Raw genomic sequence first — 16854 nt, forward strand, 5'->3', positions numbered from 1 at the left:
AATCACCTATTTCTAGTGTAACGACTAATTTCACGATGGGTTAGGTCAACCGTGTAATCTTCAGCCAAATCTTTGGCTAATTGCTTTGCAATTGCTACACTGCGGTGCTGTCCACCTGTACAACCGATAGCAATAGTCAACTTGCTTTTACCCTCTTTGATATAGCCTGGTAAAGCATCTTTTAATAAGTCCAAAAATTTTTGATAAAAGCTGCGCGTTTCCTTTTTCTCCATCACATAATTAAAAACTCTCTTATCAAGACCAGTAAAAGGGCGCAATTCCGGTATATAAAACGGATTAGGCAAAAATCTAACATCCATTACAATATCAGCGTCAATCGGCATACCATATTTAAAACCAAAAGATAATACTTCAATTGAAAAGGGTTGTTTATGCTGTTTACTAAACCTATTTGCCAATTCTTGTTTTAATTCTTTGGGACTTAAATTAGAAGTATCAATTATGTCATTTGCCCGACTCTTAATACCAGTTAAAATTCGTCTTTCTTCCTGAATACCATCAAGTAAGCGACCATTATTGGCCAATGGCGGAACACGTCTTGTTTCTTTATAACGTGCTACTAAAGTATTATCTGCCGCATCTAGAAATATAATTCTAGTTTGGACAGTACCATTGTCTTCCAGGGAATTAATTTCATTATCAAGATCTTTATAAAATCGTTTAACACGCAAATCAATTACCACTGCTACTTTAGTAAAATCATCCGAGTTAACAATTAAGTCCCAAAAACTAGATAAAAGCGATGGAGGTAAATTATCAACCACAAAATAGCCCATATCCTCTAAAGCATGAGAAGCCACGGTTTTCCCTGCACCACTCATGCCTGTAACAATCAGTAGCTGCTTTTTATGCTTAGCCATTTTTGCTGACCTCCTATTACTAAAATTATAACATACCAGGTGTTTCATTACTTTTTTTGGCAAAAAAAAAGTTCAAATGAACTTTTCAAATTTATCTGTTGACAAATGCTGCAATTATCTGATTAATACCAAAGATTAGCAACCAGAAGGAAACTAGCCAAATTAATGTTAAAGCTGACAAAGCAGGGTTAAACATCAAACTAATTGCTATCAGTAATCCCAAGATATTTAATATTAAATTGAGCCAAAAGAAAAAGGTAGAAATCTTTCTCATACTCCAAGAAAAAATGATCCCGGTAATTGAATCAAATAAGAACCAAAAGGCAAACAAATAAGCGATTGTTAAGCCAGCGGCATCGTAGGAATAGAGAAATAAAATTCCGACAATAATATCAAGCACCCCTGAAACAATCGACAACCAACTGGAAGGGATAAAATACCGAAAACGACTGTAGAATACCAGCCACACGAATCCCTGAACAATTGACACAATAGCAAAAAGCAATACAAAGGCATGGAGTGCTTTACCAGGATGACGCAACAAGAACAATCCGGCAATTACCATTAAAATACCAGAGATAAATGCTGCCCAATTAAACCCGCGATTTTCTCTGTAACTAGAAAAATTATCCATTTCTATTCCTCCTTGCGCTTTATTGTACACTTTATCGCAATAAATTAATACTATTTACTTGCTTTTTTACTAGCCTTTTCAGTTAATGCCGTGTCACGCTTAAGCACAGGTTTTAAGTACTGACCAGTATAACTTTCCTTAACTTGTGCCACCTGTTCCGGCGTTCCCGTAGCAACTATTTTGCCACCACCTTCTCCTCCTTCAGGGCCAAGGTCAATTAGCCAGTCAGCATTTTTTATCACATCAAGATTATGTTCAATTATCAAAACGGTATTTCCTTGATCAACCAATCTTTGCAAGACTTCTAGCAGTCGCTTGATGTCATCAGTATGAAGTCCAGTTGTTGGTTCATCGAGAATATAGAAATTCTTTCCCGTGGATAACTTTTGCAGTTCAGCGGCCAGCTTCATTCTTTGAGCTTCCCCACCAGAAAGAGTAGTCGCAGACTGCCCTAATTTGACATAGCCTAGGCCAACATCTACAATCGTTTGCAATTTGCGGGCAATTTTAGGGATATTTTTAAAAAAGTTGCAGGCTTCGCTGATAGTCATATCCAGCACTTGTGCGATATTTTTCTTGCGGTAGGTAACCTCTAAAGTTTCAGAATTATAACGACTGCCATGACATACTTCACAAGGAACATAAACGTCTGGTAGGAAGTTCATTTCAATCTTGATAATGCCATCACCATGACAGGCTTCACAACGACCGCCTTTAACATTAAATGAAAAACGTGCCTTAGTATAACCCCTAAGTTTGGCTTCATTTGTCTGGGCAAATAAAGCTCTAATGTCATCAAAAACACTGGTATAAGTAGCAGGATTACTACGAGGAGTCCGACCAATTGGACTTTGATCAATATCAATGATCTTTTCAATATTTTGATAGCCACTAATGGATTTGTATTTGCCAGGCTTTGTTTGGTTACGATTTAATTTTTGCGCTAGAGCCCGCTTTAAAATCATATTAACTAAAGTTGACTTGCCGGATCCAGAAACTCCGGTAACCACAATTAATTTGCCTAATGGAAATTCTACCTTCAGATTTTTAAGATTATTTTCCGCTGCACCCGTAACAGTAATTTTTTTGCCATTACCTTTACGTCTTTTTAAAGGAACTGGGACAAACTTTTTGCCAACCATATACTGCCCGGTCAGAGACTTGTCATTCTGTTCAACCTCTTCCGGGGTACCAGCAGCCATGACTTCACCGCCGTAAGTACCAGCGCCTGGTCCCATGTCAATCAAATAGTCTGCTTGCCTCATAGTTTCGTCATCATGTTCGACAACAATAAGTGAGTTACCCAAATCACGCATGCGCTTCAATGCAGCAATTAACCTGTCATTATCACGTTGATGCAAACCAATTGATGGCTCATCTAGAACATACATTACTCCTGAAAGATTAGAACCAATTTGAGTCGCAAGCCTAATTCTCTGAGCTTCGCCGCCAGATAAAGTATTAGCAGAACGTGACAAGGTTAGATAATCCAGGCCTACACTATTTAAGAAAGTGAGTCTGTCACGGACCTCCTTTAATATTGGCTTGGCAATGACAGATTCTTGCTCATCAAGTTTAATATTATTGAAAAATTCGAGAGCATGACTGATTGCCAATTCTGATGCTTCAGCAATATCCTTCCCATTAACTTTAACAGCTAATGCTTTACGATTTAACCTTTTGCCATGGCAGGTTGAGCAAGTAAGTTCAGTCATGTATTTGCCCATAACATCACGCATGAACTTAGACATCGGATGATAATAGCGCCTTTCGACGTTTTCCATAGCACCCTCAAAAGGTGCTGTAGTATCATTGACACCAAAATCACCAGTGACATGAAATTTGATTTTCTTGGCCGAGCCATGCAAAATCGTCTCTTTTTGCTTTTTGGTTAGCTTACCAAAAGGTTTATTTAGAGGAATTTTCAATGCCGCACAAGCTTGTTCAAGCATTTCCCCATAATACTTCGAATTCTTCCATGGTGCGACTGCACCTTCAGCCAAAGTTTTGTTTTTATCTGGAACAACCAAATCTTCATCAACTGATAACTTAACGCCTAAGCCATCACAGTCTGGACAAGCGCCAAACGGTGCATTGAAAGAGAAAAGCCGTGGTTCCATCTCTCCTACAGTAAAACCGCATTTAGGACAGGCATAATATTCTGAAAAGTTGATCATATCACCACCGATAACATCAACATTCATATAACCATCTGATAAGCGCAAGGCAGCTTCTACTGAATCAAAAAGGCGTGAGCGAATACCTTCTTTAACAATCAAACGGTCAACCACAATATCAATTGAATGGCGCTTATTTTTTTCTAAAGCAAATTTTTCACCAATCTCATGCATATCGCCATCAACGATGACGCGCACATAACCAGCCCTTTGGACACGTTTAAAGACTTCTTTATGTGCTCCTCTTTTAGCTCTAATTACCGGTGCTAAAATTTGAATGCGACTACGCTCAGGCAAAGCCAAAATGCGATTAACCATTTGTTCAACCGACTGTCTTTCAATCAAAGTACCATCGTTAGGACAGACTGGGTGCCCAACTCGAGCCCACAATAATCTGAGATAATCATTTATCTCAGTAACTGTGCCCACAGTTGATCTAGGATTATGTGATGTCGTTTTTTGATCAATCGAAATTGCAGGATTTAAGCCATCAATTGAATCAACATCAGGCTTATCCATTTGTCCTAAAAATTGGCGGGCATAACTTGATAGTGATTGGACATATCTTCTGCGCCCTTCAGCATACAAAGTATCAAAAGCCAAAGAACTTTTTCCAGAACCCGATAGGCCGGTAATAACAACTAATTTATCCTTAGGAATTGACAGATTAATGTCTTTTAAATTATGTTCACGTGCACCCCGAATAACAATTTTATCATTTACCATTTAAAGCTTTTCCTTTTTTCTTAATTGGACTTCTAGTTGAACTTTCCAATTCCATGATAGCATCCCGCAAGGTCGCAGCACCTTCGAAGTCAAGCTTCTTAGCAGCTTCTTGCATTTGCTTACGCAAGTCTTTAATCATGGTTCTCTTTTGTTTTACTGTTAATTCGTCAAAATTCAAATCGGCAAAACTGTCAGTTTGAGCGTCTTCATCAGCAACTTTTGTGGCAGAAATCACATCTCTAATAGGCTTAACAATGGTTTTCGGTTTCATGCCGTGTTCTTCATTAAACTTAATCTGTAATTTACGTCTTCTCTGCGTTGCTTCAATGGCTTGTCGCATTGAATCAGTAATCGTATCAGCATACATTATTACTGCACCATCAGAATTTCTAGAAGCACGACCCATTGTCTGAACGAGAGGTCTGTATGAACGCAAGAATCCCTCTTTATCCGCGTCAAGGATTGCAACCAGCGATACTTCCGGCACATCAATACCTTCACGCAATAAGTTAATACCAATTAGGACATCATACTTGCCTGTCCGCAAATCACGTAAAATTTGCATCCGTTCCAAAGTTTTAACATCTGAATGCAGATACTGTACTTTAATGCCTAGATCCTTCAAATAATCTGTCAGATCCTCAGCCATTTTTTTCGTTAATGTCGTAACAAAAACACGTTCGTTCTTGTCAATGCGTTTGTTAATTTCAGCAACCAAATCATCGATCTGTCCTTCAACTGGTTTAACCTCAATTTTAGGATCAAGTAGTCCAGTCGGCCTGATAATTTGTTCAACTTTGTGATCAGTCCGCTCTAATTCATAGTCGCCCGGAGTGGCTGAAACATATAATATTTGGTTAACATGCTTTTCAAATTCAGCCAGTTTTAGAGGTCTGTTGTCAAGAGCAGACGGTAAACGAAAGCCATAATCAATCAAAGTCTTTTTACGATTGCGGTCGCCATTATACATTGCTCTAATTTCCGGCATGGTGGCGTGGGATTCATCAATTAAAATCAAGAAGTCATCGGGGAAAAAGTCAAGTAAGGTATAAGGTGGTTCTCCTTCTTTACGGCCTTCCATATGACGAGAATAGTTTTCAATACCGTTGGTATAGCCGACTTCGCCCATCATTTCCATATCAAAGGTAGTGCGCTGCTTAATCCGTTCAGCTTCCAACAACTTGCCTTCGCCCTCAAACTTTTTCACTTGAATATTCATTTCTTGTGAAATTGCCTTAAGAGCACGTCTCATCTGTTCTTCATTGGTCATAAAGTGCGTTGCTGGGAAAAGTGAAATACTCTCTCTTTCACCAACTACTTCACCTGTTAAGGCATCAACTTCTACTATTCTGTCAATTTCATCACCGAAAAATTCGATCCGGTAAGCGTGGTTAGAATTGCCCGCAGGAAAAACTTCTACAACATCTCCGCGAACGCGAAAACGGCCACGTTGAAAGTCAATATCATTACGGTCATATTGGATATTGACCAAATCACGCAGCAAAGTATTCCTGTGATATTCTTCGCCCTCATGAACTGTAATCACGCTCGCAGCATATTCTTTAGGATCACCTAAGCCATAGATGCACGAAACTGAAGCAACGACAATGACATCGTTACGTTCCATTAAGTCACTGGTAGCTTGGTGACGCAACTGGTCAATTTCATCATTAATTGCCGAGTCCTTTTCAATATAAGTGTCTGATTGCGGCACGTAAGCTTCAGGTTGATAATAATCATAGTAGGAGACGAAATAGTCAACGGCATTGTGAGGGAAAAACTCTTTAAATTCTCCGTAAAGCTGACCAACTAAAGTCTTATTATGAGAAATAACTAAAGTGGGTTTATTTAATTTTGCAATAATATTGGCCATTGTGAAAGTTTTACCTGTACCAGTAGCACCTTCTAAAATCTGTTCCTTATAGCCTTTTTTAAAACCGGCAGCTAATTTGTCGATAGCTTGTTGCTGATCACCTGCTGGATTAAATTTTGAAACCAGATCAAATTTACGTTCTTCTTGTCGTTTAATCATCGAAAAACCTCTCGTAGAAAAAGTTGGACAAAACAGCCCAACTTTCATTTTGACTTATTATATTTTACACTCTCGAACGTATTTTCGCATCCTTTTTGTTTTATTTTAACAGTTTTGCCAATGCTTTTTGATAACTTTCAGCAGCTTCATGTGCAGTCTCAATATCTGGTTTATTTACTCCAACATAAGCTTTAATTACTGGTTCTGTACCTGAGGGCCGCAAAGCCAGCCAAGTTTCATCGGCCAAAAAGTATTTTAATACATTTGATTTAGGTAAGTCTCTCATTGGTTTAGTGCCATCTTCATTAGATTCCTGTTGCTTTAAAAAGTCTTGAATTTTAACGACCGGGATTCCATTTATTTTTTGTAAGTTTTCAGAACGCAATTTTGCCATCAATTCGGCCATTTTCTTTTGTCCGCCAATTCCTGGCATTTCTATAGCTTTGGTAATTTCATACGATGTGCCATATTTTTGCCAGATTTCACTCAAACCATCTAAGACTGTCATATTCCTTGAGGCATAATAAGAGGCTACTTCAGCAAACATTAACGCACCTTGCATAGCATCCTTATCTCTAGCAAATGGTTTAAAAAGGTAACCATAACTTTCTTCAAAGCCCATTAAAAATTTGCCATCATGCATTTTATTCATGCGGTCAATTTCTTCGCCAATAAATTTAAAACCTGTCAAAACAGATTTTGTCTTGATACCAAAGTCATCCGCAATTTTAAGTGGCATACTACTGGAAACAATTGAAGTAATTAATTCATAATCACTTCTGAGTTGACCATTATTTTTCAAATTAACCAATAAATAGTAAATCATTAGCGTGGCAATTTGATTACCTGTTAAAACTTGAAAGCTACCATCTTTTGTTCGCACACAAGCACCCATACGATCTGCATCAGGGTCAGTGGCAATGATTAAATCAGCATTTTTTTCATTTGCCAGCTTAATCCCTGGATCAAAAACATCACGGTATTCTGGATTTGGTTTTTTAGTAGTGGGAAATTCCGGGTCGATAATTGCCTGACTAGGGACAGGTATTACATTGGTAAAACCATTTTGCCTAAAAGCCCGTTCATAAAGTATTTTGCCTGTGCCATGCAAAGGAGTGTAAATAATTGTTAGCCTGTCGGCATTTTGCTTTATAAGTTCAGTATTAACATTTACTGTTTTCAGTTCTGCTAAATAAGCTTCATCAATGTCTTCACCAATCAGCTGCAAGGTCTTTTGTGCACGCAGCTGTACTATTGGAGCTGCTTCAACGTTAAAAATATGTGTTACTTTTTGAGAATAATCAAAAACACGATTTGCATCTTCAGGCCCCATTTGGGCACCATCAGCACCATAAACCTTGTAACCATTATATTGCTTGGCATTGTGAGAAGCAGTGATATTAATTCCTGCATACGAATGTAAATATCTTACTGCAAATGAAAGCTCAGGAGTTGGTCTTAGATCATCAAAAAGATAAACACGAATATTATGAGCTCCTAAAATTTGAGCTGCATGCTCCGCAAACTCGCGAGAGTGATAGCGAGAATCAAAAGAGATCACCACGCCCCTTTTTTGAGCTTTTTCACCTTTTTCATCAATCAGACGGGCCAAACCTTCCGTCACTCGACCTATAGTGTATAAATTAATACGATTAGTCCCTGGCTCAAGTCTGCCCCGCATTCCAGCGGTTCCAAAGTTGATGTCTTGGCCAAATGCATCCGCAATCCATTTAGGATCTTGACTAAGCTTTGTTAACTGTTCTTGCAAGTAATCAGGCATGTTGTGTGCATTTTGCCATTCTTGAAATGTTTTTTCAGCTTTCATTTAGATAAGGTACCCCTTTTTCTAGCAATAAATTCGGTTTCATAGATTCTATTCTAGCATTTATCATTATTATCATCCGTAAAAATAAAAAAAGAATTCAATTAAGATGAATTCTTTTTTTAATCTTTATATTTAACGATCATTTAAGTCTTGGAGATAATTATAAGCTTCTTGACCAGCAATGCTGCCATCACCAACTGCATTAGCAATCTGACGCAAATCTTTAGCACGTACATCACCTAAAGCAAAGATGCCAGCAACTTTAGTTCTCATATGTTCATCAGTTGTGATCCAGCCCTTTTCGTCAGTTATGCCTAAGTCTTTAAATGGTGCTGTTTGAGGAATAACCCCAACATAGATAAAGACACCGCGAGTTTGCAAATGCTTTTCCTCTCCTGTTTCTTTATCTTTGTATGTCACCCCAGTAACTTTTTCACCATCGCCATCAATAGACTCGGTCAAGCCATTCCAAATAAAGTGCATTTTAGAATTTGCGAAAGCACGTTTTTGTAAAGTCGGCTGAGCCCTTAATTGATCACGACGATGAATAACCGTGACTGATTTAGCACTTTGTGCCAAATAAATTCCTTCTTCAATAGCGGAATCGCCACCACCTATAACAGCAATGTCTTCATCCTTAAAAAAGGCTGCATCGCAAACTGCACAATAAGAAACACCTTTACCGGAATATTCGTCTTCACCTGGTACTCCTAAATGACGATGATCAGCTCCTGTAGCAATTATTAATGCAGGGGCACTATATTCACCAGCATCTGTTTTTACTATTTTTTGGTCACCATCTATAGTTACTGTTTGAACATCGCCATACTCAAATTTTGTACCAAATTTCATGATTGAATTATACATTTTTTCACCTAGTTCAGGTCCTTTTATTTCACTGAAACCAGGATAATTATCAATCGCATCGGTATTATTCATTTGCCCGCCATACAAACCGCGATCAAGCATTAGAACTGATAAATTTGCACGAGAAGCATAAAGAGCAGCAGTTAATCCGCCTGGTCCTGCTCCTATAATGATCACATCATATTTTTCCGTCATAGTTTTACCCCCAGTACTTTCTTATTTTTCGTAAGTAATGTTACAACGAATTGCCTGCTAAAGTCTAATTTCTTGTTTAGGACTCCTGCCCATCATCCTGGTAATTTCATCATCAACATTGGAATTTTGGTATAAAACTCGGTAAATTGCTTCACTGATTGGCATATCTATTTGTTTTTCTTGACATAATTCATGCACAGCTTTTACCGTTGTAGCACCCTCTACAACTTGACCCATATTCTGCAATATGTAGTCAAGACTTTTACCTTCACCTAGTTGCTTACCACAGCGCCAATTACGCGAATTAACAGATGTACAAGTAACAATCAGATCACCAATTCCGGAAAGACCACTAAAAGTCATCGGGTCAGCACCAAAGTAATTGACTCCTAAGCGCGTAATTTCAGCTAAACCACGCGTCATTAAAGCCGCCTTAGCATCATCACCGTAGTGTTTTCCTACTAAAATACCCGCAGCAATGGCAATAACATTTTTAACTGCTCCCGCGACTTCAACACCAATCAAGTCGCTGTTGGTATAAAGGCGGAAATAATCATTTGAGAATAACTGCTGGACTTTTTGGGCATTTTCCCTGCTTGTTGAAGCACATGAAATTGCAGTTAAATCTTTTTGAGCTACACTTTCTGCATGACTCGGTCCTGAAATTGCTACAATTTTGTCTTCATCATCAGGATAAATTTCTTCTGTCAAAATTTCAGAAATGAGCTTTTTGGATCCCGGTTCAATACCCTTAGTAGCTGTGACTATGAGTGGCTTAGCATTAGTCTTTTGTAATACTTTACTTACATTTTGGGCAACACTGCGAATAGCCTGAGTAGGCAGAACAAATAGAACGATTTCTACACCTTTTAGTGCTTGATTTAAATCACCCGTTGCGGTAACTGTCTCATTTACCTGCCAATTCTTCATGTAATGTTCATTAGTATGATGCTGATTAACTTCGTTATTAACTTTTGCGTTATTACCATACAATACGATTTCATAACCTTTATCAGCAAGCATCGATCCCAGAACCGTGCCCCATGAACCTGCTCCTAAAACTGCAATTTTTGTCATTTCTAACTCTCTTTCACTTAAAACAATTATTTAGTCTCGACTATAAGGATACTTCAAGCCGCTGCCGTCAAGATACCATTTCGGTTTAACTACTTTTCTGCGATAAATAAATAACCCTACGACCACAGCAAATAGTATTAAACTAAGCATTTGTGAAACGCGTATCGAACCCATTAAATAAAGGCTGTCAGTCCGCATCCCTTCCACAAAAAAGCGCACCACAGCATACCACGCCAAATAAAGCATGAATATTTCACCCTGTTTGAATAAATGCTTTTTATGTCTCAAAAACAATATTATTAACAAACCAATCAAATTAAAAAAAGATTCGTACAAGAAAGTAGGTTGGTAGTAGATGCCACCAATTTTCATTTGGCTAATGATAAAATTAGGCAAATGCAAGCTTTGTAAAAACGCTAAGGTTGTTTGTTCACCATGGGCTTCCTGGTTAATAAAATTCCCCCAGCGTCCCAATATCTGAGCCGCCATTACACCTGGGGTAATAACATCCAACATCAAAAATGGGGGTAGCATTCTTTTATAACAAAATACCAAAAGAACCGCCAAACCGGCCAACAAACCACCATAGATAGCGATACCGCCATTCCAAATAGCAATTATCTGATCGAGATGCTGTGAGTAATAATCCCACTCAAAGATAACATAATAAATACGTGCGCCAATATATCCGATTGGAACAGCCCATAATAGCAAATCCATGAAGTCGTCACTTTCAATTTGTCGCTTGCGTCCCTCAATAATTGCCATTGATACGGCTAAAATAATCGCCACCGCCATGATAACGCCATACCATTTGACACTTAAGTTTCCTAATTTAAATGCTACAGGATTAATGGTCAATGTCATTTATTCTTATCCTTTGCTGAATCCTCTTTAGAGTTTTTCTTAATTAACTTCGTTAAGTTATTATCAAAAGTTTTCGTGGCGTTATAACCACTTCTTTTGGCACGGAAATTCATTGTGGCAATTTCAATAATGTCTTCCATGTTGCGGCCTACTTTAACTGGAATAGTAATTTGTGGCACTTCAACATTGCAAATATCACGTTTGCTCTCTTCAAAGCCTAAACGATCGTAATTTGCCTTATTATCCCAATTAACTAGCTTGATTACCAGTTGAATACTTTCACGGTTTTTGACGGCACCAACACCAAACAAATCCATGACATCAATTATGCCAATGCCGCGAATTTCCATTAAATGCTTCAAAATGGCCGGTGCTTCGCCCATCACCGTTTCAACATCTTTTTGATAGACATCGACCCGATCATCGGCAATTAAACGATGACCACGATGAATCAAACCCAAGGCAGTTTCAGATTTCCCAACACCGGAATCACCAGTTAAAAGGACACCCATACCCTTGACTTCAATCAGAACACCATGAATAGTATCGCGAACGGCCAGACGTTCTCGCAAATATTCCGTTAATATGCTCGAAACATAAGTGGTTGATTCAGGTGAAGAAAGGATTGGGATTTGGGCATCATCAGCAGCTTTAACTAATTCAGGCGGTACACGCAGAGAACGTGACACAAAAAAGCACGGCGTATCAGGTGTGCAAAGCTTAGTAAAAACATCGACCAAGCTATCGTGATCTAACCTGGCAGCATAAGAAATTTCTGTTCGACCCAATAACTGAATACGCTGACGCGGATAAAAATCAAAGTACCCTGTCAATTCCAATCCTGGTCTGTAAATATCAGATACTACAATCTCTTTATCCTTGATGTATTGCTTACCTTGCACAACGTGGACAATTTTATTATCTCGAATTAAATTTTTTAATTTGACCGCATTTGTCATTTTAAAATGCCCCTTTATTACTTGTCGACATCTTTAGTTTTAGCATCACGTACTTTTTTACGCTTTGGTCTGGCTTCATTATTTTGGTTCCAGTTTCCCCAGTTATAAGGACCAGGACCAGAATTTCCGCTCTTATTTTCATCATTTTTAGTAAAATGATTAATCAGCCATATAATGCCAATAATAACTAAAGCTGCGGGCAATAACAAAATAAAGACATGAAACATGGCGTAAATAATACTCAAAATGACTACAGCAAGTAAAACTAAACCAATAATTCCCCAAAAACTCATCTAATCACCTACTCCGGATTTTCCTGACTTAAAAGCCACTGCAAATACGCATAAACGAATGGTTGCAACTTACCATCCATTACACCATTTGTATCAGAAGTTTCATAGCCTGTGCGCAAATCTTTAACCAAATTATAAGGATGAAAAACATAAGACCGAATTTGAGAACCCCAGCCAATTTCTTTTTGGTCACCTTTAAGTTCCTGCTTATGCTGACGCTTTTTCTCTTCTTCTAAATGAAATAATTTTGCCCGTAATTCATTCATTGCAGTTTCCCTATTTTGCAGTTGAGAACGTTGTGCCTGAGATGTTGTTACAATTCCTGTGGGTAAATGAGTGATTCTAACAGCACTTGAAGTTTTATTAATATGTTGTCCTCCTGCACCACTTGAGCGGTAGACATCAATTCGAAGGTCCTTGGGATTAATATCAACTTTAATACTATCATCAATTTCTGGAATAATTTCCACGGAGGCAAAAGACGTATGCCTTCTTTTAGCTGAATCAAAGGGTGAAATTCTGACTAACCGGTGAACGCCATTTTCCGACTTCATTAGGCCATAAGCATTTTTGCCAGTAATTTTAGCACTGACGCTTTTAAGACCAGCTTCTTCTCCAGGTTCATAGTTATTAATTTCAAACTTGAAATTTCTAATATCAGCATAACGCTGATACATCCGCAAGAGCATTTGTCCCCAGTCCATAGCCTCGGTACCACCTGCTCCTGGATGAATTTCAATCAGCGCATTATGACTATCATATTTACCAGATAAGAGCAAATCTAATTCGTAATCATGAAATTCAGTCTGCAGCTGTTGTAAATCTGCTTCAACTTCCTTTTGTAAGTCATTATCTGGTTCTTCTCTCAGCAACTCTACTGCAGTTATTTCATTTTCATAATCAGACTTTAATTTGTTAAAAGAATTGCGTTTCTCTTTTAATAAATTTGTTTCACTGATCAAGCTTTGGGCTTTTTCTTGATCATCCCAAAAAGAGGGATCCTGCATCTTATTCTCATTAACAATAATATTTTCAGTTATTGAATCTAAGTCAAAGAGACCCCCTAAAGTGGTCTAACCGCTTATTTAAACTATCTAATTCATTTTGAATTTCACTTATTTCCATCTTTTAGCAATAGCTCCTTTATTTTAATAAAATTTCAGTAAAAAAGAGAAAGCAGCTGCTTTCTCTTCATCTTAACTATTAACGACTAAGATTTTGTCTAATTTCAGCTTTCATAAATAAACGAGTTACGTCAAACTCAATATTTGAAATCATTTCTTCAAACATGTTGTAACCAGAATCCTGATATTCAACTAACGGATTAAGTTGACCGTAGCCGCGCAGACTAATTGATTGCCGTAATTGGTCCATTGCATCTATATGATCAGTCCAGCGATCATCAACTACTCGCAATATAACAACTTTTTCAAATTCAAGCATTTCTGAAGGATCAGCTAAAATCTCTTCTTTTTCTTCGTAATTGGCTTCAACAAGATCATATAATTTTTGCTTTAAGTCAGATACAGTAATTGTTTTGAAATCAATGGCATCTGTTTCTTCTTCATTGGTTAAGCTGGAAGAAATAAAGTCACGCAGTGAATCAAGCCGCCACTTGCTGCGATCACCCTGTGTAAACATGTCTACTTGACTGTTAATGGTGCGCCGAATCATCGGGATTAAAACATCCTTAAGTGAATTTTCTTCACCGATAACTTGCATCCGTTCACCATAAATAATTTCACGTTGAATACGCATAACATCATCATATTGCAAAGTTTGCTTACGAGTATCGTAGTTATTACCTTCAACTCGTTTTTGTGCTGATTCAACCTGTCTGGTGATCAAACGACTTTCAATCACTTTATCATCATCATTATCTGATAAGCGGTCAAGGAAGTCTTTGACTCTGTCGCCACCAAAACGTTTCATCAAGTCATCTTCAAGTGAGAGATAAAAGCGTGTAACACCGGGGTCACCTTGACGACCCGAACGTCCACGGAGTTGATTATCAATTCTACGTGATTCATGACGTTCAGTACCAATAACTGATAGTCCGCCTAACTCTTTAACGCCCGGCCCTAATTTAATATCGGTACCACGACCAGCCATGTTAGTAGCAATAGTGACTGCTCCACGCTGACCAGCATTCATGATGATTTGCGCTTCCTTAGCGTGGTTTTTAGCATTCAAAACTGCGTGAGGAATTCCTTCTTTATCAAGTAATTTACTCAATCTTTCAGAGCTTTCGACTGCAACAGTACCGACTAAAACTGGCTGTCCTTTTGCATGACGCTCTTTTATTTCATTGACAACTGCCGCAAACTTGGATGACAAAGTAGGATAAAGAATATCCGGATTATCCTTCCTGATCAAAGGACGGTTAGTCGGAATCGTAATGACCTGCATATTGTAAATTTCACGGAACTCTTCTTCTTCAGTTTTAGCAGTACCAGTCATCCCCGCAAGTTTTTTGTACATTCTAAAGAAGTTCTGGTAGGTAATTGTAGCCTGCGTCTTGGACTCTTCTTGAATCTTAACGCCTTCTTTTGCCTCAATAGCTTGGTGTAAACCATCAGAATAGCGCCGTCCCTGCATTACACGACCAGTAAACGAGTCAACTATTAAAACTTCGCCATCTTGAACAACGTAATCAATATCTTTAAGCATAATATAATTTGCTTTCAGGGCCTGATCAATATGGTGCACCAATTTTTGATTCTCAACATCGTATAAATTTTTAAGTCCAAAATGATCACAGGCTTTTTGAATACCTGTTCTGGTTAACGAAATAGTCTTAGTAGGCCAGTCAATCTTATAATCACCATAGTCTTTGTCATCGTCTGCATCATCATCACTCTTATCCTCTTGAAGAGTTTTGACAAAACGGTCTGCACGAATATAGTCACCATTAGCTTGTTCGGCTTCGCCAGAAATAATCAATGGCGTTCTGGCTTCATCGATTAAAATTGAGTCTACCTCATCGATAATAGCATAGTTAAGTTCACGCTGAACCATTTGTTCTTTGTAAACAACCATGTTATCACGCAAATAGTCAAAACCAAGTTCACCGTTAGTCGAATAAGTAACGTCACATCTATATGCTTCTCGTTTTTCATCTGGAGACATTGCGTTCAAATTAAGACCAACAGTTAAACCGAGCCATTTGTAAAGCTGACCCATTTCTTCTGCATCACGACTGGACAAGTATTCGTTGACAGTAACAACATGAACACCTTTTCCAGTTAATGCGTTCAAATATACTGGCATGGTCGCAGTCAAGGTCTTACCTTCACCGGTCATCATCTCAGCGATGTTACCATAATGCAGGGCAATTCCACCTAGAACCTGCACATGAAATGGATAAAGGCCTAAAACTCTTTTAGCTCCTTCACGAGCAACTGCAAAAGCTTCTGGCAAAAGTGAATCTAAGCTTTCACCATTTTTTAGCCGGTCACGGAATTCAGGCGTTTTTGCCTGCAATTCTTCATCAGCAAGTTGACCATACTCTTCTGCATGACTTTCAACTTTACTAGCAATTTTTTCAAACTTTTTCAGTTCTCTTTTATCGTTATTGTATAGTTTCTTTAAAATGTTTACCATTTAATCGATCCTTATATGTAGTTAAAGTATAAAAACACATGATAATTTTACCATGATTGACGCCAAATGAAAAATAAACAAAACAAAAACCTCACACTAAATGTGGGGCCCTTGCTTGATAATACTATTTTTATTTTGTTTCAATCAAACCATAACGGCCATCATTTCTGCGATAGACAACACTTGTGCCGTTAGTTTCACCGTCTTGAAAAACAAAGAAGTCATGCTCAAGCATATTCATTTGCAAAATAGCTTCTTCAGGACTCATGGGTTTTAAGCCAATTTGCTTATTGCGCACAATAGAAAATTCGTTACTCTCTTTGCCTTTGGTCTCTTCTTCAGCACTCTCAACAAAGAAGTCATTAATGCCTTTTTCACGACTCTTACGATTCACACGGGTCTTATATTTTCTAATCTGTCTTTCAAGTTTTTCAGAAACAAAATCAATACTGCGGTACATGTCGTCAGTAGTTTCTTCAGCTCTCAATACTAAGTATGGTAGTGGTATAGTTACCTCAACTTTAGCCTTGTGATCACGATACACCTTTAAATTAACATGGGCAATCATATCTTGATTCAAATCGAAATACTTCTCCAATTTTTTCAGGCGCTTTTCAACGTAACTTCTTAAAGCATCAGTTACCTCAATATTTTCACCACGGACATTATACTTTAACATATGAGATTCTCCTTTCAACTGCTTTTGCAGTCTTATGTT

At 38.0% G+C, this 16854-nt stretch carries 13 protein-coding genes; all 13 read right to left on the reverse strand.

The features are described 5' to 3' along the window. Window positions 1-2 precede the first annotated feature (2 nt). The gene (rapZ, locus tag H3U49_RS07465) at window positions 3-881 is read right to left on the reverse strand and encodes an RNase adapter RapZ (RefSeq protein ID WP_198180824.1); all 879 of its coding nucleotides are present in this window, start codon (window positions 879-881) and stop codon (window positions 3-5) included. A gap of 91 nt (window positions 882-972) precedes the next feature. Beyond that, window positions 973-1515: an HdeD family acid-resistance protein gene (locus H3U49_RS07470; RefSeq protein WP_198180825.1), complete on the reverse strand. Its 543-nt coding sequence runs from the start codon at window positions 1513-1515 to the stop codon at window positions 973-975. A gap of 50 nt (window positions 1516-1565) precedes the next feature. Further along, on the reverse strand, window positions 1566-4418 hold the full coding sequence (gene uvrA / locus H3U49_RS07475; RefSeq protein ID WP_198180826.1) for an excinuclease ABC subunit UvrA: 2853 nt from the start codon (window positions 4416-4418) through the stop codon (window positions 1566-1568). Continuing rightward, window positions 4408-6450, reverse strand: a complete 2043-nt coding sequence (uvrB, locus tag H3U49_RS07480) for an excinuclease ABC subunit UvrB (RefSeq protein WP_198180827.1) — start codon at window positions 6448-6450, stop codon at window positions 4408-4410. The genes uvrA and uvrB overlap by 11 nt, the downstream gene beginning before the upstream one ends. A 100-nt stretch (window positions 6451-6550) precedes the next feature. Then, the gene (locus H3U49_RS07485; RefSeq protein ID WP_198180828.1) at window positions 6551-8275 is read right to left on the reverse strand and encodes a phospho-sugar mutase; all 1725 of its coding nucleotides are present in this window, start codon (window positions 8273-8275) and stop codon (window positions 6551-6553) included. 132 nt (window positions 8276-8407) lie between these two features. Beyond that, window positions 8408-9337, reverse strand: coding sequence for a thioredoxin-disulfide reductase (gene trxB, locus H3U49_RS07490; RefSeq protein ID WP_198180829.1), 930 nt, complete (start codon window positions 9335-9337; stop codon window positions 8408-8410). A 57-nt stretch (window positions 9338-9394) separates the two neighbouring features. Then, window positions 9395-10414: an NAD(P)H-dependent glycerol-3-phosphate dehydrogenase gene (locus H3U49_RS07495; protein WP_198180830.1), complete on the reverse strand. Its 1020-nt coding sequence runs from the start codon at window positions 10412-10414 to the stop codon at window positions 9395-9397. Window positions 10415-10444: 30 nt separating this feature from the next. Beyond that, on the reverse strand, window positions 10445-11281 hold the full coding sequence (lgt, locus tag H3U49_RS07500) for a prolipoprotein diacylglyceryl transferase (RefSeq protein ID WP_198180831.1): 837 nt from the start codon (window positions 11279-11281) through the stop codon (window positions 10445-10447). Continuing rightward, window positions 11278-12240, reverse strand: a complete 963-nt coding sequence (gene hprK, locus H3U49_RS07505) for an HPr(Ser) kinase/phosphatase (protein ID WP_198180832.1) — start codon at window positions 12238-12240, stop codon at window positions 11278-11280. The genes lgt and hprK overlap by 4 nt, the downstream gene beginning before the upstream one ends. 17 nt (window positions 12241-12257) lie before the next feature. Next, complete coding sequence (locus H3U49_RS07510; RefSeq protein ID WP_109586077.1) at window positions 12258-12533, reverse strand: hypothetical protein; 276 nt, start codon at window positions 12531-12533, stop codon at window positions 12258-12260. A gap of 8 nt (window positions 12534-12541) precedes the next feature. Next, window positions 12542-13658 (reverse strand): peptide chain release factor 2 gene (gene prfB, locus H3U49_RS07515; protein ID WP_198180833.1). Its coding sequence is split into 2 segments (ribosomal slippage): window positions 12542-13585 and window positions 13587-13658, totalling 1116 coding nucleotides; the frame shifts between segments, so codons are not numbered across the junction. Window positions 13659-13736: 78 nt separating this feature from the next. Next, complete coding sequence (gene secA, locus H3U49_RS07520; protein ID WP_198180834.1) at window positions 13737-16136, reverse strand: preprotein translocase subunit SecA; 2400 nt, start codon at window positions 16134-16136, stop codon at window positions 13737-13739. 130 nt (window positions 16137-16266) lie between these two features. After that, on the reverse strand, window positions 16267-16815 hold the full coding sequence (gene hpf / locus H3U49_RS07525) for a ribosome hibernation-promoting factor, HPF/YfiA family (RefSeq protein WP_198180835.1): 549 nt from the start codon (window positions 16813-16815) through the stop codon (window positions 16267-16269). Window positions 16816-16854: the final 39 nt, after the last annotated feature.

The organism is Lactobacillus sp. W8174 (assembly GCF_016100975.1).
Taxonomy (GTDB): Bacteria; Bacillota; Bacilli; order Lactobacillales; family Lactobacillaceae; genus Lactobacillus; species Lactobacillus juensis.

Coding starts and splice junctions, on each gene's coding strand:
- rapZ (WP_198180824.1), bottom strand. CDS start 881: ATGGCTAAGCATAAAAAGCAGCTACTGATTGTTACAGGCATGAGTGGT.
- H3U49_RS07470 (WP_198180825.1), bottom strand. CDS start 1,515: ATGGATAATTTTTCTAGTTACAGAGAAAATCGCGGGTTTAATTGGGCA.
- uvrA (WP_198180826.1), bottom strand. CDS start 4,418: ATGGTAAATGATAAAATTGTTATTCGGGGTGCACGTGAACATAATTTA.
- uvrB (WP_198180827.1), bottom strand. CDS start 6,450: ATGATTAAACGACAAGAAGAACGTAAATTTGATCTGGTTTCAAAATTT.
- H3U49_RS07485 (WP_198180828.1), bottom strand. CDS start 8,275: ATGAAAGCTGAAAAAACATTTCAAGAATGGCAAAATGCACACAACATG.
- trxB (WP_198180829.1), bottom strand. CDS start 9,337: ATGACGGAAAAATATGATGTGATCATTATAGGAGCAGGACCAGGCGGA.
- H3U49_RS07495 (WP_198180830.1), bottom strand. CDS start 10,414: ATGACAAAAATTGCAGTTTTAGGAGCAGGTTCATGGGGCACGGTTCTG.
- lgt (WP_198180831.1), bottom strand. CDS start 11,281: ATGACATTGACCATTAATCCTGTAGCATTTAAATTAGGAAACTTAAGT.
- hprK (WP_198180832.1), bottom strand. CDS start 12,240: ATGACAAATGCGGTCAAATTAAAAAATTTAATTCGAGATAATAAAATT.
- H3U49_RS07510 (WP_109586077.1), bottom strand. CDS start 12,533: ATGAGTTTTTGGGGAATTATTGGTTTAGTTTTACTTGCTGTAGTCATT.
- secA (WP_198180834.1), bottom strand. CDS start 16,136: ATGGTAAACATTTTAAAGAAACTATACAATAACGATAAAAGAGAACTG.
- hpf (WP_198180835.1), bottom strand. CDS start 16,815: ATGTTAAAGTATAATGTCCGTGGTGAAAATATTGAGGTAACTGATGCT.